This is a genomic window from Cupriavidus necator N-1 (assembly GCF_000219215.1).
In the GTDB taxonomy this organism is placed as follows: Bacteria; Pseudomonadota; Gammaproteobacteria; order Burkholderiales; family Burkholderiaceae; genus Cupriavidus; species Cupriavidus necator.
Genome location: NC_015723.1, coordinates 533446 through 552468, shown reverse-complemented (window position 1 = coordinate 552468; position 19023 = coordinate 533446). Strand labels below are relative to the sequence as shown.

Annotated in this window: 17 protein-coding genes; 10 read left to right on the top strand and 7 right to left on the bottom strand. The window is 66.6% G+C overall.

Annotation, left to right across the window (positions count from 1 at the left end; translation table 11 throughout):
- Positions 1 to 25 precede the first annotated feature (25 nt).
- From CNE_RS20635 to acnB, 3 genes are all read right to left on the bottom strand, one after another.
- Positions 26 to 1357, bottom strand: coding sequence for a PQQ-dependent sugar dehydrogenase (locus CNE_RS20635; protein ID WP_013952215.1), 1332 nt, complete (start codon positions 1355 to 1357; stop codon positions 26 to 28).
- 129 nt (positions 1358 to 1486) lie between these two features.
- Positions 1487 to 2191, bottom strand: coding sequence for a glutathione S-transferase N-terminal domain-containing protein (locus CNE_RS20630; protein ID WP_041228549.1), 705 nt, complete (start codon positions 2189 to 2191; stop codon positions 1487 to 1489).
- 331 nt (positions 2192 to 2522) lie between these two features.
- Positions 2523 to 5114 (bottom strand): bifunctional aconitate hydratase 2/2-methylisocitrate dehydratase, encoded by a 2592-nt coding sequence (gene acnB / locus CNE_RS20620; protein ID WP_013952213.1) that lies wholly within the window; start codon positions 5112 to 5114, stop codon positions 2523 to 2525.
- Between the two features lie 442 nt (positions 5115 to 5556).
- Here acnB and fliL point away from each other — a divergent pair, with 442 nt between their 5' ends.
- The 8 genes from fliL (at position 5557) to nadC (ending at position 10914) form a co-directional block, all read left to right on the top strand.
- On the top strand, positions 5557 to 6048 hold the full coding sequence (fliL, locus tag CNE_RS20615; RefSeq protein WP_011616679.1) for a flagellar basal body-associated protein FliL: 492 nt from the start codon (positions 5557 to 5559) through the stop codon (positions 6046 to 6048).
- Between the two features lie 59 nt (positions 6049 to 6107).
- Positions 6108 to 7127 carry a flagellar motor switch protein FliM gene (fliM, locus tag CNE_RS20610; RefSeq protein ID WP_013952212.1) on the top strand — a complete coding sequence of 340 codons (1020 nt, stop codon included), beginning with the start codon at positions 6108 to 6110 and terminating at the stop codon, positions 7125 to 7127.
- Positions 7120 to 7569 (top strand): flagellar motor switch protein FliN, encoded by a 450-nt coding sequence (gene fliN / locus CNE_RS20605; protein WP_013952211.1) that lies wholly within the window; start codon positions 7120 to 7122, stop codon positions 7567 to 7569. Before fliM ends, fliN begins: the two co-directional genes overlap by 8 nt.
- Positions 7566 to 8021: a flagellar biosynthetic protein FliO gene (gene fliO / locus CNE_RS20600; RefSeq protein WP_013952210.1), complete on the top strand. Its 456-nt coding sequence runs from the start codon at positions 7566 to 7568 to the stop codon at positions 8019 to 8021. The genes fliN and fliO overlap by 4 nt, the downstream gene beginning before the upstream one ends.
- A complete protein-coding gene (gene fliP, locus CNE_RS20595; protein WP_013952209.1) occupies positions 8018 to 8803 on the top strand; it encodes a flagellar type III secretion system pore protein FliP in 786 nt (261 codons plus the stop codon). Before fliO ends, fliP begins: the two co-directional genes overlap by 4 nt.
- A gap of 40 nt (positions 8804 to 8843) precedes the next feature.
- Positions 8844 to 9113, top strand: coding sequence for a flagellar biosynthesis protein FliQ (fliQ, locus tag CNE_RS20590; RefSeq protein WP_010810398.1), 270 nt, complete (start codon positions 8844 to 8846; stop codon positions 9111 to 9113).
- 58 nt (positions 9114 to 9171) lie between these two features.
- A complete protein-coding gene (fliR, locus tag CNE_RS20585) occupies positions 9172 to 9957 on the top strand; it encodes a flagellar biosynthetic protein FliR (protein WP_013952208.1) in 786 nt (261 codons plus the stop codon).
- A 123-nt stretch (positions 9958 to 10080) separates the two neighbouring features.
- Positions 10081 to 10914 (top strand): carboxylating nicotinate-nucleotide diphosphorylase, encoded by an 834-nt coding sequence (gene nadC / locus CNE_RS20580; protein ID WP_013952207.1) that lies wholly within the window; start codon positions 10081 to 10083, stop codon positions 10912 to 10914.
- A 108-nt stretch (positions 10915 to 11022) separates the two neighbouring features.
- On the opposite strand, the gene CNE_RS20575 is transcribed toward nadC, so the two are convergent.
- Positions 11023 to 11568, bottom strand: a complete 546-nt coding sequence (locus tag CNE_RS20575; protein ID WP_041228799.1) for a MarR family winged helix-turn-helix transcriptional regulator — start codon at positions 11566 to 11568, stop codon at positions 11023 to 11025.
- 396 nt (positions 11569 to 11964) lie between these two features.
- Between CNE_RS20575 and phnN the strand changes: the two genes are divergently transcribed.
- Positions 11965 to 13770: a phosphonate metabolism protein/1,5-bisphosphokinase (PRPP-forming) PhnN gene (phnN, locus tag CNE_RS20570; RefSeq protein WP_013952205.1), complete on the top strand. Its 1806-nt coding sequence runs from the start codon at positions 11965 to 11967 to the stop codon at positions 13768 to 13770.
- 43 nt (positions 13771 to 13813) lie between these two features.
- Positions 13814 to 14806, top strand: a complete 993-nt coding sequence (locus CNE_RS20565; RefSeq protein ID WP_013952204.1) for a tripartite tricarboxylate transporter substrate binding protein — start codon at positions 13814 to 13816, stop codon at positions 14804 to 14806.
- Between the two features lie 23 nt (positions 14807 to 14829).
- Here the strand turns inward: CNE_RS20565 and CNE_RS20560 are convergent, their stop codons facing one another.
- From CNE_RS20560 to CNE_RS20550, 3 genes are all read right to left on the bottom strand, one after another.
- Positions 14830 to 16059: an RtcB family protein gene (locus CNE_RS20560; RefSeq protein ID WP_013952203.1), complete on the bottom strand. Its 1230-nt coding sequence runs from the start codon at positions 16057 to 16059 to the stop codon at positions 14830 to 14832.
- Positions 16060 to 16134: 75 nt separating this feature from the next.
- Positions 16135 to 17100: a threo-3-hydroxy-L-aspartate ammonia-lyase gene (locus tag CNE_RS20555; RefSeq protein WP_013952202.1), complete on the bottom strand. Its 966-nt coding sequence runs from the start codon at positions 17098 to 17100 to the stop codon at positions 16135 to 16137.
- A gap of 78 nt (positions 17101 to 17178) precedes the next feature.
- On the bottom strand, positions 17179 to 18813 hold the full coding sequence (locus CNE_RS20550; RefSeq protein ID WP_013952201.1) for a methyl-accepting chemotaxis protein: 1635 nt from the start codon (positions 18811 to 18813) through the stop codon (positions 17179 to 17181).
- Between the last annotated feature and the right edge of the window lie 210 nt (positions 18814 to 19023).

The following is a 19023-nucleotide window of genomic DNA, read 5'->3' as shown; positions in this document are numbered from 1 at the left end:
CCGCCGCTGCCGCGCCATGGTCCGCCTACTTCGCGCCGCTGACCCGCCACACCGTATTGCCGACGTCATCGGCCACCAGCAGTCCGCCGCGCGGGTCGATCGCCACGCCCACCGGCCGCCCGCGCGCGTTGCCGTCCTCATCGAGAAAGCCGGTCAGCACGTCGAACGGAGCGCCGTTGGGCCGGCCCTTGCTGAACGGCACGAAGATCACCTTGTAGCCCGCCAGCGGCCTGCGGTTCCACGACCCGTGCTGGCCGACGAACATGCCTTCGCTGAAGCGCGCCGGCAAGCTGTTGCCGCCGGCGGCGGCCAGCCCGAGCGATGCGGTGTGTGCCCCCACGGCATAGTCCGGCACGATGGCCCTGGCCACCAGGTCCGGCGCCGGCGGCTTCACGCGTGCGTCGACATGCTGGCCGTAGTAACTGTAGGGCCAGCCATAGAAGCCGCCGTCGCGCACCGAGGTGATGTAGTCCGGCACCAGGTCACTGCCGATCTCGTCGCGCTCGTTGACAGCAGTCCAGAGCATGCCGGTGACCGGCTCCCACGCCATGCCGTTGGGATTGCGCAGGCCGCTGGCAAAGATCCGGTGCGTGCCGGTCTTGGGGTCGACCTCCCAGATGGCGGCGCGGCCGACCTCCCTGTCCATGCCGTGCTCGCCCACGTTGCTGTTGGAACCCACCGTCACGTACAGCTTGCTGCCGTCGCGGCTGGCGATCAGGCTCTTGGTCCAGTGATGGTTGAGCGGCCCGCCGGGCAGGTCCACCACCTTCTGCGGCGCGGCAGTGATCTGGGTCTGTCCGGGCTGGTACGGGAAGCGCAGCACCGCGTCGGTGGCGGCCACGTAGAAGTCGTTGCCGACCAGGGCCATGCCGAACGGCGAGTTCAGGTCCTTCAGGAACACCGAGCGCTGGTCGGCCACGCCGTCGCCGTTGGTGTCGCGCAGCAGCGTGATGCGGTTGGCGCTGGGGGTGCCGGCGCCGGCGCGCTTCATCAGCTTCTTCATGATCCAGCCGCGGATGCCCTTGCCATCGTCGGGCTTGGGCGGGGCATTGCTCTCGGCCACCAGCACGTCGCCGTTGGGCAGCACGTAGACCCAGCGCGGATGGTCCAGCTTGTCGGCGAAGGCCGTAACCGCCATGCCTGCGGCCGGCACCGGGCGCTGGCCCGCTGCCCAGCCGATGGCCGGCGCGATCTTGACGGTGGGGATCGCGGTCTGGTTGGGTGGCGGCAGCTGCGGCACGGGGCCAAAGCCCGCTTCGGAAGGCAGCTTGGCCGATTCGCCGCAGGCGGCGAGCGCAGCGGTGGCGCCCGCCAGCAGGACGACACGCAACAGGGAGATGGCGGTGGGCATCGGCATGATCCGGGCTCCTCAGGCAACGCGGGGCGGCGCGCCTGTCCCTGGACTATAGGATGCGGGCCACCCGCCCCTCTGTAGACGCCGGGGAAGCCACCGTGCAGGACGATGGCCACGCACGCCGCGGCTGCCTCAGCCGCGGTGCGGCGTATCGAGCCCCTTCACCACGGCCGGGCGCTTGACGAACGCCTCCAGCACGCGCCTGACATGCGGGACGTCCTGGATGCCGACCAGTTCGCCCGCCTCATAGAAGCCAACCAGGTTGCGCACCCACGGAAAGGTGGCGATGTCGGCGATGGTGTATTCGTCACCCATGATCCAGTCGCGCCCTTCCAGCCGCTGGTTCAGCACATTCAGCAGGCGCCGGCTTTCGGCCACGTAGCGGTCGCGCGGGCGCTTGTCCTCGTACTCCTTGCCGGCGAACTTGTGGAAAAAGCCCACCTGCCCGAACATCGGCCCGATGCCGCCCATCTGGAACATCACCCACTGGATGGTTTCGTAGCGGCGCGCGGGGTCGGCCGGGATCCGCTTGCCCGACTTGTCGGCCAGGTAGAGCAGGATCGCGCCCGACTCGAACAGCGCCAGCGGCTTGCCGCGCGGGCCGTTGGGATCGAGGATGGCGGGAATCTTGTTGTTCGGGCTCAGCGACAGGAACTCCGGCGACATCTGGTCGTGGGCGTCGAAGCGTACCAGGTGCGGTTCATACGGCAGGCCGGTCTCCTCCAGCATGATCGACACCTTGACCCCGTTGGGCGTGGGCAGGGAATACAGCTGGATGCGGTCGGGATGCTGCGCCGGCCATTTGCGGGTGATGGGGAAAGCGGACAGATCGGGCACACTGGCTCCTGGTTCAGGCGCTTGCGCACTGCGCAAGAAGGCGCCGGACATTGGAAAAACCCGATCATAAACCGCCCGTGCCATGCATGCGGCGCAGGGCCTCAGGCGGTCTCGGCCGGCTGCACCGCGCGATGCAGGGCCGCGCGCAAGCACCGCGAGAACCTGATGCGCAAGCTCGACCTGCACAACACGGCCGAAGTGGTGGCGTACGCCGCGCGCCACGGCGTTCCGCTGGACTGAACCATCCGCCTGCGCCGCGGCGTGTCGCTGAAAGCAAAAAAGGGGCCCCGCAAGCGGGGGCCCCTTCTTCATGCCAGCCTGACTGCGCGGCTTACACCGTCACGCCGTCGGCCACTTCCTTGAAGTCCTCGATCTGGTCGAAGTTCATGTACTTGTAGATCTTGTCGCCGTTGGCATTGAGCACGCCCATGTCGGCCATGTACTCTTCCTTGGTCGGGATGCGGCCCAGGCGCGAGCAGATCGCCGCCAGTTCGGCGGAACCCAGGTACACGTTGGTGTTCTTGCCCAGGCGGTTCGGGAAGTTACGCGTGCTGGTCGACATCACCGTGGCACCTTCGCGCACCTGTGCCTGGTTGCCCATGCACAGCGAGCAGCCCGGCATTTCGGTGCGGGCACCGGCGGTGCCGAACACGCCGTAGTGGCCTTCCTCGGTCAGCTGCTTCTGGTCCATCTTGGTCGGCGGAGCCACCCACAGCTTGACCGGGATGTCGCGCTTGCCTTCCAGCAGCTTGGAAGCTGCGCGGAAGTGGCCGATGTTGGTCATGCACGAACCGATGAACACTTCGTCGATCTTGGCGCCGGCAACTTCCGACAGGGTCTTGACGTCGTCCGGGTCGTTCGGGCAAGCCACGATCGGCTCATGCACGTCGGCCAGGTCGATCTCGATCACGGCGGCGTACTCGGCGTCGGCGTCCGGCTCCAGCAGCTTGGGATCGGCCAGCCACGCTTCCATGGCCTTGATGCGGCGCTGCAGGCTGCGCGGGTCCTGGTAGCCCTGGGCGATCATCCACTTCAGCAGCGTGATGTTGCTGTTGATGTATTCGATGATCGGGTCCTTGTTCAGGCGCACCGTGCAACCGGCGGCCGAACGTTCCGCCGAGGCGTCCGACAGTTCAAACGCTTGCTCGACCTTCAGGTCGGGCAAGCCTTCGATTTCCAGGACGCGGCCCGAGAAGATGTTCTGCTTGCCTTGCTTGGCCACGGTCAGCAGGCCTTGCTTGATCGCGTACAGCGGAATCGCGTTGACCAGGTCGCGCAGGGTCACACCCGGCTGCATCTTGCCCTTGAAGCGGACCAGCACCGATTCCGGCATGTCCAGCGGCATCACGCCAGTGGCGGCGGCAAAGGCCACCAGGCCCGAACCTGCCGGGAAGCTGATGCCGATCGGGAAGCGGGTGTGCGAGTCGCCGCCGGTGCCGACGGTGTCGGGCAGCAGCATGCGGTTCAGCCACGAGTGGATCACGCCGTCGCCCGGGCGCAGCGAGATGCCGCCGCGGGTGCTGATGAACTCAGGCAGGGTGTGGTGGGTCTTGACGTCGACCGGCTTCGGATACGCGGCGGTGTGGCAGAACGACTGCATCACCAGGTCGGCCGAGAAGCCCAGGCAGGCCAGGTCCTTCAGCTCGTCGCGGGTCATCGGGCCGGTGGTGTCCTGCGAGCCCACCGAGGTCATCTTCGGTTCGCAGTACGTGCCCGGGCGGATGCCCTTGCCTTCGGCCAGGCCGCAGGCGCGGCCAACCATCTTCTGCGCCAGCGTGAAGCCCTTGCCGGTATCGGCCGGGTTCTGCGGCAGGCGGAACAGCGTCGACGGGGCCAGGCCCAGCGCCTCGCGCGCCTTGGCGGTCAGGCCACGGCCGACGATCAGCGGAATACGGCCGCCGGCGCGGACTTCGTCAAACAGCACGTCGGACTTGACCTTGAACTCGGCGATCACTGCGCCGTCCTTCAGGGCCTTGCCTTCGTACGGGCGCAGTTCGACCACGTCGCCCATTTCCATCTTCGACACGTCCAGCTCGATCGGCAGCGCGCCGGCGTCTTCCATGGTGTTGTAGAAGATCGGGGCGATCTTGTTGCCCAGGCACACGCCGCCGAAGCGCTTGTTCGGGATGAACGGGATGTCTTCGCCGGTGAACCACAGCACCGAGTTGGTGGCGGACTTGCGGCTCGAGCCGGTACCGACCACGTCGCCCACGTAGGCGACCAGGTGGCCCTTTTCCTTCAGCGATTCGATGAACTTGACCGGGCCGCGCTTGCCGTCTTCTTCCGGCTGGAACGCCGCGCCTTCGCGCTTGTTCTTCAGCATGGCGAGCGCGTGCATCGGGATGTCCGGGCGGGTGGTGGCGTCCGGGGCCGGCGAGAGGTCGTCGGTGTTGGTTTCGCCCGGCACCTTGAACACGGTGATGGTCAGGCTTTGCGGCACTTCCGGGCGGCTGGTGAACCACTCGGCGTCGGCCCAGCTTTGCAGCACGGCCTTGGCATTGGCATTACCCTTGTCCGCCTTTTCCTTCACGTCGTGGAAGGCGTCGAACATCAGCAGGGTCTTCTTCAGCGCCTCGGCGGCGACGGTGCCGACCTCGGCATCGTCCAGCAGCTCGATCAGCGGCGAGATGTTGTAGCCGCCCAGCATTGTGCCCAGCAGCTCGGTCGCCTTGGCGCGCGAGATCAGCGCGCACTTCTCTTTACCCAGCGCCACGGCGGCCAGGTACGAGGCCTTGACCTTGGCGGCGTCATCCACGCCGGCCGGCACGCGGTAGGTGATCAGCTCCACCAGGTTCTGCTCTTCACCGGCGGGCGGGTTCTTCAGCAGTTCGACCAGCTCGGCCGTCTGCTTGGCGGTCAGGGGCAGAGGGGGGATGCCAAGCGCGGCGCGCTCGGCCACATGTGCGCGATAGTTTTCAAGCATGGGAACCTGCTGAGTAATTAGGTTTAGAAAATCTCGTAACGTCGCGATTGTAGTCCGAAGCCGCTCCTTGGTCAAATGTCTTATATCTTATATAAGAGTGAAAACAAAAAATACCATGCGAATCAACGCATTGGAAACTTAATGGCCTACGAATCCACATGAATCACTACCCGACTAGCGTAGTAGGGAATGCATGACGGCGCCCCCGCGACCGGCCCCGCGGCCCGGCCAGGAATCGCGGCAGCTTGCACCGGCACTCAAGTTCACACGACATCAAGCGTTAACCAGCCTGCAGGCGCGCATCACAGGGCGCCCGCTCGCGTAGCCGTGCCTGCTCCCTTTCCGCTCAAATGGCCAAGCTGAAAGGGTTTCCCCCTTTTTTTCGGCCCTTTGCTGGCCTGCGATTCCGGAAGAATGGCAGGCATTCCGATACAGGCTTCTCATGGCGAACACGGCTTCCCCTCCCCGGACTGGCAACACAGGCAAGCGCGGCCGGCTGCTGCTGATCGGCGCCGGCGTGCTGGTGGTGGCACTGGGCGCCGGAGGCTTCGTGCTGGGCAGCGTGCTGAGCAACCGCCAGCCGGCGGCGCCCGCTGCGCCCGCCGCCCCGGTCGTACCGCCGCCGATCTTCGTGCCGCTGGACGCGTTCACCGTCAACCTGCGCAGCGACGACGGCGACCGCTTCCTGCACACCGGCCTGTCGCTGAAGGTGGCCGATGCCGAAACCCAGGCACGCTTGGCGCAGTACCTGCCCGAGGCACGCAGCCGCATCCTGCTGCTGCTGTCGGCCAGGCAGCCGGCCGACCTGGCCACCGTCGAAGGCAAGCGCAAGCTGGCCGACGACATCCGCGACACCATCAGCAAGCCGTTTGCCAGCGGCCTGCCGGCGCAGCGGGTGCTGGACGTGCTCTTCACCTCTTTCGTGGTGCAGTAAGCGCAAGCCAGGGCCGCACCGGATTCATCCATAACGCCGCACAAGGGGCAGGACACTAGATGGCCTACGACAAGTTCCTCTCGCAAGACGAGGTCGACGAGCTGCTCAAGGGCGTATCCGGCGAAGCCGATACGCCCAAGGCCAGCGAGCCTGCGCTCGACGAGGGCGGTGTGCGCCCCTACAACCTGGCCACGCAGGAACGCATCATCCGCGGCCGCCTGCACACGCTGGAGATCATCAACGAGCGTTTTGCGCGCTCGATGCGCACGGCGCTGTTCAATTTCATTCGCCGCGGCGCTGACATCACCGTAGGCAGCATCAGGATCGAGAAATTCGGCGACTTCGCGCGCAACCTGCCGATGCCGACCAACCTGAACCTGGTCCACCTGAAGCCGCTGCGCGGCACGGCGCTGTTCGTCTACGACCCGAACCTGGTGTTTCTGGTGGTGGACAACCTGTTCGGCGGCGACGGCCGCTTCCACACCCGCGTGGAAGGCCGCGACTTCACCCAGACCGAGCAGCGCATCATCCAGCGCATGCTGGAGCTGACGCTGGCCAGCTACGGCAACGCCTGGCGCACCGTGCACCCGATCGAGACTGAGTACATCCGCTCGGAGATGCACCCCAAGTTTGCCAACGTCGCCACCCACAACGAGGCCGTGGTGACCACCGCCTTCCATATCGAACTGGGCGCCGTCGGCGGGCAGCTTCATGTCTGCCTGCCGTACTCGATGATCGAGCCGCTCAAAGACCTGCTGATGAATCCGCTGCAGGATGAGAAGGAAGTCGACAAGGGCTGGGTCACGCAACTGTCCACGCAGCTGCGCGCGGCCGAGGTGGAGCTGGTGGCCGAGTTCGCGCACCTGCAAAGCACCGTGGCCGAAGTGCTGGCGATGCGCGCCGGCGACGTGCTGCCGATCGAGCTGCCGGAGAAGGTATTTGGCAAGGTGGACGGCGTGCCCGTCATGCAATGCGGCTTCGGCACGATGAACGGCCAGTACGCGCTGCGGGTAGAACGAATGATCAATCACCAGGACGGCGATTCCCACCTGGACACCGAGGACAGCGATTATGAGTGACGGCATCGAGGACAAGCCCGTCGATCCGATGGACGACTGGGCCAGCGCGCTGGCCGAGCAGACCAGCGCCACATCCGCCGCAACCCCCGCAGCTGCCGCACCGGCGGCCCAACCCGCGGCCACCCCGGCCGCCGCCACCGTGTTCCAGCCGCTGGCGAAGGAAGCGCCGAGCGGCTTCCGCAACGATATCGAGATGATTCTCGATATCCCGGTGCAGCTGACCGTGGAACTGGGCCGCACCAAGGTGCCCATCAAGAACCTGCTGCAGCTGGCGCAGGGCTCGGTGGTGGAGCTGGACGGCCTGGCCGGCGAGCCGATGGACGTGCTGGTCAACGGCTACCTGATCGCGCAGGGCGAGGTGGTGGTGGTGAACGACAAGTTCGGCATCCGCCTGACGGACATCATCACGCCGTCCGAACGCATCCGGAAGCTGAACAAATGACCATACAGACGCGCGCCAGCCTGGCCGTGCTTGCGGCGCTGCCGGGGGCCGCCATGGCCGCCGACGGCACGCATGTGCCGGCCATCAGCGGCGCGGCCAGCCTGGCGCAGGCCGGGCTGGGGCTGTTCGCCATCGTCGCGCTGATCCTGGGCATGGCCTGGGTGGCCCGGCGCGCCGGCCTGGTGCGTCACGCCACCGGCGGCGCGATGAAGGTGGTCGGCAGCACCATGCTGGGCGCACGCCAGCGCCTGGTGCTGGTCGAGGTGGGCGATACCTGGCTGGTGCTGGGCGTGAGCCCCGGCGAAATCCGGCCGCTGCATACCCTGCCTGCGGGCACCACCGCAGCCAATCCCCTCGCCGCCACCGGCGGTGCAGGCCCTTCGCAACAGCCGGGTGGCGGCACCTTTGCCGAAAAGCTGCTGCGCTCGATGCAGGATCACCTCAAGTCATGAATTTCCCGCGTGCCGCGCTGCGGCGCCCGCTGCCGGGCCCGCTGCTGTCCCTGCTCGCGCTGATGCTGGCCGTTGCCGCGCTGGTGCCCGCACAGGCCTGGGCCCAGACACTGCCCGGCGTCGTCAGCAAGCCCGCCCCGGGCGGCGGCCAGATCTGGTCGCTGCCGGTGCAGACGCTGCTGCTACTGACCTCGCTGTCGTTCCTGCCGGCGGCGATGCTGATGATGACCGGCTTCACCCGCGTCATCATCGTGCTGGGCCTGCTGCGCAGCGCACTGGGCACCGCCAGCTCGCCGCCCAACCAGGTGCTGGTGGGCCTGTCGCTGTTCCTGACCTTCTTCGTGATGGCACCGGTGTTCGACCGCGTCTACAACGACGCCTACAAGCCGCTGTCGGAAAACAAGATCAGCCTGGAGGCCGCCGCGGCCAAGGCCGCGGAGCCGCTCAAGGCCTTCATGCTGCGCCAGACCCGCGAGAAAGACCTGGCCATGTTCGCGCAGATGGCCAAGGCGCCGGAGATGCAGGGCCCCGAGGAAGTCCCGCTCAGCATCCTGGTGCCGGCCTTCGTCACCAGCGAGCTGAAGACCGCGTTCCAGATCGGCTTCACCATCTTCATCCCGTTCCTGATCATCGACCTGGTCGTTGCCAGCGTGCTGATGGCGATGGGGATGATGATGGTGCCGCCGGCCACCATCTCGCTGCCGTTCAAGCTGATGCTGTTCGTGCTGGTCGACGGCTGGCAGCTGCTGCTGGGTTCGCTGGCACAGAGCTTCATGAACTGAGGCAGCCCCAGCTCCCGCCACACACCGCAGACTCCGAGCCATGACACCCGAGACCGTAATGACCATCGCCACCCAGGCGATGAAGATGACCCTGCTGCTGGCCGCCCCGCTGCTGCTGGTGGCGCTGGCCGCCGGCCTGGTGGTCAGCCTGTTCCAGGCCGCGACGCAGATCAACGAGATGACGCTGAGCTTCATCCCCAAGCTGATCGCGCTGTTCGCCACCATGGTGCTGGCCGGGCCGTGGATGATTAACTCCATGGTCGACTACATGCGCGAAGTGTTCCAGAGCATTCCCGCGCTGGCGCACTGACTGCGGCCGCGCTCGCTGTCGTCACCCCCTCGCCCTCCCTGCCCGCTGACTCCCCGCCGTGGTCGAATTCACCTCAGCCCAGCTCTACAGCTGGCTCGTGGCGTTCCTGTGGCCCTTTTTCCGGCTCCTGGCCCTGATCGGCACCGCGCCGCTGTTCGGTGAGTCCACCATCCCGCGGCGCGCCAAGATCGCACTGTCGGCGATGATTGCGATGGTGGTGTCGCCCACCATCGCGCAGCTGCCGGTGGTGCCGGTGTACTCCTTCGGCGGTCTGATGATTATTCTCAACGAGATCGGCATCGGCCTGGCCACCGGCTTCGCCATGCGGCTGGTCTTTGCCACCGTGCAGCAGGCCGGCGAAATCATCGGCCTGCAGATGGGCCTGTCCTTTGCCTCGTTCTTCGACCGCGCCGCAGGCGGCCAGACCATGGTGCTGTCGCGCTTCCTGAATCTGATCGCGATGCTGCTGTTCCTGGCGCTGGACGGCCACCTGCTGATGCTGGGCACGCTGGTCGACAGCTTCAACGGCCTGCCCATCGGCGGCACGCCGCTGTCCGCCGGCGGCGCCATGGCCGTGGCCCGCGCCGGCGGCATGGTGTTCTCGTCCGGCCTGCTGCTGGCGCTGCCGATGATCGCGGCGCTGCTGACGCTGAACCTGGCGATGGGCATCCTGAACCGCGCCTCGCCGCAACTGTCGATCTTTGCGGTCGGCTTCCCGGTCACGCTGTCGGGCGGGCTGCTGGTGCTGATGCTGGTGATGCCGCAGATGGGCACCTACATGCAGCACATGATCGAGGCGGGGCTGGAGGCGGTCGGGACGGTGCTGGGGCAGTTTGCGCGGTAGGTTTGCGCTTTATCTTAGATCTCGAATATTACTTGACATGGCGCACGGAAGGGCTAGTATTGCGCCATGTACTTCGATCTCTAAGATTTATGAGGTACCGCAACCACCGTTCAGGAGCCCTTCATGTACGACATTTTCGCCACCGACAAGCTGATCGACCTCTGGCTGACCGAAGACATCGGCATCTGCGACTTGACCGTCCAGACCATGATTGAACCGGGAGAGACCGGCACCTTCTGCATGAACGCCCGCGAGCCGATGCTCATCGCCGGCATCGACGTGGCGGCACGCATCTTCGCGCGCTACGATCCGACGCTGTCGGTCGATGTGCGCGTCGCCGACGGCGACAAGGTTGAAAAAGGCGCGGTGCTGCTTAACGTGAGCGGCAATGCACGCAGCGTCCTGACGGCCGAGCGCACCGCGCTGAACATCATGCAGCGGCTGTGCGGCATCGCCAACCATACGGCAACCTATGCCCAGGCCATCGCCCATACCAGGGCGCGCCTGATCGACAGCCGCAAGACCACGCCGGGCCTGCGAGCGCTGGAAAAGCACGCGGTGACCTGCGGCGGCGGCCTGAACCACCGGCTGAGCCTGGACAACGGCGTGATGATCAAGGACAACCACATCGCCGTGTGCGGCAGTATCGCTGCCGCCGTGGCACGCGTGCGCCGCAAGCTGCCCGTGCTGACCAAGCTGGAAGTGGAATGCGACCGGCTGGAACAGGTGCACGAAGCCCTGGCAGCCGGTGTCGACGTGATCATGCTGGACAACATGTCGGTGCCCGACATGAAGGAAGCCGTGCAGATCGTCAATGGCCGGACCAAGGTCGAGGCCTCAGGCGGCATCCGCCTGGAAACGATCCGGGCCGTGGCGGAAACGGGCGTGGACTACATCTCCACGAGCAAGATCACCCAGTCCGCCCCTGCCGTCGACATCGGGCTCGACGAAGCCTGACACCGGGGGGAACAGCCCCCCAATCGCTCTGACCGATTCACGCCTTCTACCCAAGGCATTCACCCTTGCCGGTCTCGCCCGGCGAGGGTCTTTTCCGTTGCGGGTCGTCTACAGATCCGAGAGCAGGCGCCCTACCTCCTGTGTGGACGGGACCCGCCGCCCATGTTCTGCCGACGCGACTTCGTCGGCGACCAGCCGCTTCGCAATCGTGATCAGCACGCGACGCGTGGTCAGCACGTCTTCTTCGCTCACACCTTCCACGCTGAGTTCGTTCACCTCGGTCGCCAGCGGTTCAAGCTTGCGGCGCAGCGCGCGTCCGGTCTTGCTCAGGAACACATGCACCTTCTTCTTGTTGCCGGGAAGATGCGTGCGTTCCACGTAGCCCAGCGCCTCCAGCGCCTTGACTGCCGCAAACGTCGTCGGCTCGGTCACGCCGGCCCGTTCACTCAACTCTCGCTGCGACACGCCGTCATGGCGCCACAGGATGCGCAGGATGGTCCAGTGCCCATACGAAACCGAATGCTCCGCCAGGCGCAACTGCAGCGCCCGGATATAGGCCCGGGCGGCATCCTTCACCAGGTGGGCAAGCCGTTCTTCATCGGCTTCATCCGCAGGCGTGATCGGGACCGGAGCATCCGGCTTCTTTGTGGCCATAGTCGTGAGGGAAAGTAGAGCGTATGCATGCGGCACCGGTCGGCCCGGCGCCAGCGACAGCGACAGCGACAGCGACAGCGACAGCGACAGCGACAGCGACAGCGCACATGATAGCGCCTCCGGCGCTGGCACGCCGACACCACCGCTTCATCGGCAACGCCTCTCCATGTAGCGTTCACTCCATCAGTGCACCATGCCCGCAACCCATGCACGGGGCACCGTCACCGCGCACCCTGCTCCCCGTGTTTTCCCCTATAAGCCCGCGAATCCCGCGTACACACTGGATTTGCGGGCGCTGGCTCGTTGCTTGCATTAACTTAGACATCGAACTTATCTTGACACCCCCTTGGCCGGTGCTAGCATAACCACATAACTTCGACATCTAAGGTAATTCTCATGAAGGCGACCGGCACATTCTTCTTTGTTGTGGGGCCCAGTGGCGCTGGCAAGGACTCCCTGATCGACGGTGCACGTGCCGCGCTCGATGACGATTACGTTTTTGCGCGGCGCGTCATTACCCGCCCTGACGGCTCTGCTGGCGAAGCGCACGAAGGTGTCACGGAGGCCGAGTTCGCGCGGCGCCAGCGAAGCGGAGAGTTCCTGGTGACCTGGGACGCGCACGACCTGTGCTACGGATTGCCCCGCTCCCTGATGCTCGAACTCGAACGCGGCCGCAACGTCGTGGCCAATGGCTCGCGAGGCGTCATCGCCGAACTTGCGGCCCGCCTGCCCCGCTTCGTTGTGATCGTGGTGACGGCACCGCATGACGTGCTTGCGCAGCGCATTGCCGCGCGCGGGCGGGAATCTGGCGACCAGGTTGCCAGCCGCGTGGCACGCGCAGGGGCTCCGGTGCCGCCACACGTCCCGTGTATCACGGTGTCGAACGACAGCACGCTGGAAGCGGGCACGGCACGCTTTGTCGAAGCCTTGCGCAACGGCACCGGGGCATCCGCCGCCGAACGGCCGGCCAGCCGAACCAACCTGATGGCCAAGCTGCGCGGCGATCCGCTCGACGAAGCTGCCTACGTCGCCGTGCTGCAGGACGCCATCGCCGGGCGGTACACCGAGGCAGAGTTGACCGAGTTCCTCGTTGCCGCCACCCGCACGCTCACAGACGAGGAAGTGGTGGCACTGGCACGCGCGCGTACCGCCTTCACACCCCGCATCGACTGGGACGAACCGGTAGTCGTCGACAAGCATTCGATGGGGGGCGTTCCCGGCAGCCGCATCACGCTGATCGTGGTGCCGATCGTCGCCGCCTACGGGCTGGCGATGCCCAAGACATCGTCGCGCGCGATCACCTCTGCCGCCGGCACCGCCGATGCCATGGAGACCATCGCACGGGTCGACCTGGCGCATGAAGACGTGCGCCGATGCGTGGCCCAAGCGCGCGCATGCATTGCCTGGAACGGACGGCTGAACCATTCCGTGGTCGACGATGTGATGAACGCCATCACGCGGCCGCTGCGCCTGGATTCGCGGCGCTGGTCAGTGGCGTCGATCCTGTCGAAGAAGTACACCGCCGGCGCCACCCACGTCATCGTCGACCTGCCCTATGGGCCGCAAACCAAGCTGGCAACGCGCGCCGACGCCGAGGCGCTGGGCGCGCTGTTCGAACACGTCGGCAAGGGACTGGGCCTGCACGTACGCGCACTGGTCACTGACGGCAGCCGCCCGATCGGGCGCGGCATCGGCCCCGCACTGGAAGTGCGCGACGTCCGCCTCGTGCTCGACAACGCGCCCGATGCACCCGCCGACCTGCGTGAAAAGGCCCTGCGCTTTGCCGGCGAAATCATCGCATTCGATCCCCGCGTGGACTCCCCCGAACACGGCATGCAAATTGCGACCGCGCTGCTGCATGAAGGCAAGGCCAGAGCCGCGTTCGATCGCATCGCCGCTGCGCAGGGCGCTCGCGCCGATCCAGTGGCGCCGGGTACGCATACGCAGGTCGTTCCCGCCGCCACGCAGGGCCGGGTCACGGGCATCGATGGCCTGCAGATTTCCGGCGTGGCGCGCGCCGCCGGGGCGCCGCGCGATGGCGGTGCAGGCGTCGACATGCTGTGCACGATCGGTGCAAAGGTAGCGCCAGGGCAACCCCTCTACCGTATCCACGCCGGCTCCGCGGAAGCGCTTGAGGCGGCTGCGGCACTGGCGCGCGCTGGCGGCGAGTACTGCCAGGCGGTGCGTATAGACCCCGATTGACCGGCTTTTCCGCTTCCTTCACCCTAACCGACGAGGCATATCAATGAGACCCCTATCCGTCGTCAGAAGTCTGGCATCGCTCCTGTTTGTCGCAGGCAGCCTGGGCACCCTGCCCGGGCGCGCCGAAGCCAATATCGCCAGTACCTTCCCGCAAAAGCCGATCCGCGTGGTGGTAACGTTCCCGGCCGGAGGGGGGACCGATTCCCTTGCGCGCCTGATTGGGAATGACCTCAGCAAGTCGCTGGGGCAGCCCGTGGTCGTCGACAACCGGCCCGGCGCCAGCGGCAATATTGGCGCCGAGTTCGTCGCCAAGAGCCCTGCCGACGGCTATACACTGCTCATCGTCAACAGCAGCTTTGCCATCAACCCGAGCGTCTTCAAGAAGCTGCAGTTCAATCCCAAGTCCGATTTCAGCGCCGTCATCACCTTCGCGTCGGTGCCATCGGTGATCGCCGTGCCATCGCACTCGAAGCTCCGCACCTTCAGCGACCTGCTGGCGGCCGGCAGGAGCGGCTCACCCCCCAGCTACGCGTCGTGCGGTAACGGCACCCCGCAGCATCTGGCCGGCGAATTGCTGAAGGTCTCGGCAAAGATGGATATGCTGCACGTGCCGTACAAGGGTTGCGCCCCCGCCATCGCCGACGTGCTCGGCAACCAGGCCGATGTCAGCGTCAACACGCTGACCAACACCATCCCCTACCTGAAAAGCAACAAGCTGCGCGCGCTGGCCGTCACCTCGAAGGCGCGCTCGCCGTTCCTGCCCGACGTACCAACTGTCAACGAGCTTGGCGTGGCCGGCTATGACGTCGACCAGTGGTTCGGCATCCTCGCCCCGGCAAATACGCCGCCCGAGATCGTGCAAAGGCTGAACACGGAAATCGCCAGGGCCATCGCCAGGCCTGAGATCAAGGCATCGCTGACGCAGCTCGGCTTTGCCACGACGACAAGCACGCCCGCTGAATTCCAGAAGCTGGTGAGTTCCGACATCGATCGCTGGCAGAAATTCGCGACGAAAATCAATCTGCTCGTCGACTGACCCACCCTGGGGCACCGGCCCACTCACCCCTTCACGCACACCACCTGCCGCAACGTGTGCACGATCTCCACCAGGTCAGCCTGCGCCGCCATCACCGCGTCGATGTCCTTGTACGCCATCGGGATCTCGTCGATCACGGCGGCGTCCTTGCGGCATTCGACCCCCTCGGTCGCATGCACCTGATCGGCCACGGTGAAGCGGCGCTTGGCCTCGCTGCGGCTCATGGTGCGGCCCGCGCCGTGGCTGCATGAGCAGAACGATTCCGGGTTGCCCTTGCCGCGCACGATGAACGAGCGCGCGCCCATCGATCCCGGGATGATGCCCAGCTCGCCCACGCGCGCGCTGACCGCGCCCTTGCGCGTGACCAGCACCTCGGCGCCGAAGTGGTGTTCCTTCTGCACGTAGTTGTGATGGCAGTTGACCGCCTCCAGCCGCGCCTGGAACGGCCTGCGCAGCACGCGCTGCGCCGCTGCCAGCACCGCCTCCATCATCAGCTCGCGGTTGCGGCGCGCGTAGGCCTGAGCCCACGACACGGCGAAGATGTAGTCCTCATAATGCTCGGAGCCTTCGACCAGGTAGGCCAGGTCGCGGTCCGGCAGGTTGGCGAGGTGCTTGCGCATGTCCTGCTGCGCCAGCGAAATGAAGGTCGTGCCGATGGCATTGCCGACGCCGCGCGAGCCGCTGTGCAGCATGAACCAGACTGACTGGGCCTCGTCCAAGCACACCTCGATAAAGTGATTGCCGGTGCCGAGCGTGCCCAGGTGATTGCGATGGTTGGTACGCGCCAGGTGCGGATACTTGTCGGTGATGCGACGAAAGCCCGGCGCCATTTCGGCCCATGCCGCGTCAACGGGCGCCGGGGCCGAGCCCCAGGCACCCTGGTCGCGCCGTCCGCCTTGCGCGGTGCGGCCGTGCGGAACGGCGTGCTCGATCGCGCTGCGCAGCGGCCCGAGGTTGTCGGGCAGGTCAGCGGCGGTGAGCGAAGTCTTCACGGCCATCATGCCGCAGCCGATGTCCACGCCCACTGCGGCGGGAATCACCGCGCCCACGGTCGGGATCACCGAGCCGATGGTCGAGCCCTTGCCCAGATGTACATCCGGCATCACCGCGAGATGGCGGAAGATAAACGGCATCCGCGCCGTGTTCAGCAGTTGCTCGCGGGCAGCGCTTTCCACCGGGACGCCGCGCGTCCACAGCTTGACCGGCTTGCCGGCGCCGGTGTCCAGCACGTCATAGTGGCGCTTGTCCGTCATGGCCACTCCTGGCATTGTCATCGCGGATTGCAGGTTAGACGGCCGGGGCCAGTCCAGGATTCCCTGCCGCCCGACTCAACCCAGCAGGAAGCTGCCAAAGGCGCCCAGGTCGACATTGCCGCCCGAGATGATGACCCCCACGCGCTTGCCCTTCACATCCAGCTTGCCGTGCAGCACCGCGGCGGCAGCCAGGCAGCCGGTGGGCTCGACCACGATCTTCATGCGCCCGGCGAAGAACTTCATGGTGTCGACCAGTTCGGCATCCGACACCGTGGCGATGTCCATCACCAGCTCGCGGATCACGGCAAAGGTGTGGTTGCCCAGAAACGGCGTCTGCGCGCCGTCGGCGATGGTGCGCGGGGTGTCGATGCGGACGATTTCGCCGCTGCGCAGGCTGCGCTGGCCATCGTTGCCGGCCTCAGGTTCGACGCCGTACACGGCGCAGCCGGGCGACATCGCCTGGGCCGCCACCGCGCAGCCAGAAAGCAGCCCGCCGCCGCCCAGGCACACCACCAGCATGTCCAGCGGGCCGGTTTCCTCGAACAGCTCCTTGGCGGCCGTGCCCTGCCCCGCCATCACATGCGGATGGTCATACGGCGGAATCAGCGTCATGCCGCGCTCGGCGGCGATGCGCCGGCCCAGCGCCTCGCGATCGTCCTGGTAGCGGTCATACAGCACCACTTCGGCGCCATAGCCGCGCGTGGCTTCGATCTTGATCGCGGGGGCGTCCTGCGGCATCACGATCACCGCCTGCACGCCCAGCAACCGGGCCGACAGCGCGATCGCCTGGGCATGGTTGCCGGAAGAGAACGCCAGCACGCCGCCCGCCTTCTGCTGCGGCGTGAACTGGGCGATGGCGTTGTAGGCGCCGCGGAACTTGAAGGCGCCGATGCGCTGGAAGTTCTCGGCTTTGAAGAACAGCTGCGCGCCGGTGGCCGCGTCCGCGGTGGCGGAGGTCAGCACCGGGGTGCGGTGGGCCGCCGCGCGGATGCGTTCGTGGGCGGCGGCGACGTCGTCGAAGGAGATAGGCAGGGCGGTCATGGCGATGGCAAGGAGGCTGGGACCGGCCAGTTTACCCGCCCCGGGGCCATCTTGCAGCCACGCCGCCCCGGCGTGGCGCTATGCCGCGGCCAGCCTGTGCGCCGCGCGCCGCTGCGTGGCCAGCGTATCGGCACCCAGGTGCGAGGCGCCGCCTTCGCCCGGCAGGCGGAAGAACGCCACCACCTCAGTGAGTTCGCGGCCCTGCTCTTCCAGCGCGCGCGACGCGTTGGCAGCTTCGTTCACCAGCGACGCGTTCTGCTGCGTCACCTGGTCGATCTGCGCGATGGCCTGGTTGACCTGCTCGATGCCGCGGGTCTGTTCGGCGGACGCCGTGGCAATCTCTTCCACGATGCCGGTCACGCGCGCCACCGCCTGGGTCACCTCGGCCATGGTCTGGCCCGCCTCTGATGCCAGCGACGCACCGTCGTGCACCTGGCGTCCCGACGCCTCGATCAGGTCCTTGATCTCCTTGGCCGCGCTCGATGAGCGCTGCGCCAGGCCGCGCACCTCGCTGGCCACCACGGCAAAGCCGCGGCCCTGCTCACCGGCACGCGCCGCCTCCACCGCCGCGTTCAGCGCCAGGATGTTGGTCTGGAAGGCAATGCCTTCGATGATGCCGGTAATCTCGGCGATCTTGGACGAACTGGCACTGATGTCCTGCATCGTGCCGACCACGCGCTGCACCGTGGCGCTGCCGCGCTGCGCCACGTCGGCCGCGCTGCGCGCCAGCTCGCTGGCCTGGCGGGCGTTGTCGGTATTCAGGCGCACGGTCTCGGTCAGCTCTTCCATGCTCGCCGCGGTTTCTTCCAGCGACGCCGCCTGTTCCTCGGTGCGGCTGCTCAGGTCAGCGTTGCCGCGCGCGATCTCGCTGGTGCTCACGGCAATATTGCCGCTGCCTGCACGCACCTGGGTGACGGTGGCGGTGAGGCGCTCGTTCATGTCGCGCAGCGCGGCAAGCAGGCGACCGGTCTCGTCATCGCGATCCACCTCGATACGTGCGCCCAGGTCGCCGCTGGCCACGGTGCCGGCCACGTCCACGGCGCGCTGGATCGGCCGAGTGATGGCACGCGTGACCAGCAACCCGCCAACGACAGCGATCGCTGCCGATACCAGGGAAATCAGGATCAGCAGGTTGCGCTGGCGCTCATAATCCGCCTCCAGCCTGCGCTCCATCTCCTTCTGGCGCGTCTTGGTGAACTCCGCATAGGCGTCGGTCGCCTTGATCAGCGCCGCCAGCAGCGGGCGGCAGTGCTTGTCGATACGGGAGACGGCTTCCTCGATCTTGCGCTCCACCGCCAGGCCGACGATGCCGGTGGCGACCGGGCCATACTGCGCCTCGACCTTCGCCACCTCCTCCACCAGCTTGCGCGCCTCATCGCTGATGCCGGGCTGGCGCACCATCTCATTGAGCCGCGCCAGGCGGGTCTGCACGTCCTGGTGCGCGCGCAAGGCATCGGCCTTCTCGCGCTCCAGTTCCGCCGCATCGGTCACCAGCACCAGGTTGCGCGCCGCGATGGCCCGCCGGTCCACCGCGCTGCGCACTTGCGCGGCCATGTCCGCGCGGGCATTCAGCCCGTTCAGGTAATCATTGAAACCTGCGGTCGCATCGCCGAGCGCATGCAGCGAATACGCGGACACCACCAGCACCATGCCCGCCAGCGTGCCGAACCCGGCTAGCAGCCGCGTGCGGATAGACAGACTCCTGAAATTCATGATCACTCCCCTCACCGTCCAATAAGACGTATGCGCTTCGTTTGTTTTGAATCCAACCCTGCATGCCCGACTGCTGCATGCAACACTGCGCGCCCGTTCCTGCTGGTCGGCTCGGCGTCCGCGATCCGGCCGGGGTACTTTGCCCTGGCGATTTTCTGGCGTATCCGTGCTCTTTATTGCGCTGGCTAACGGTTGCGACGGGCCGAACTG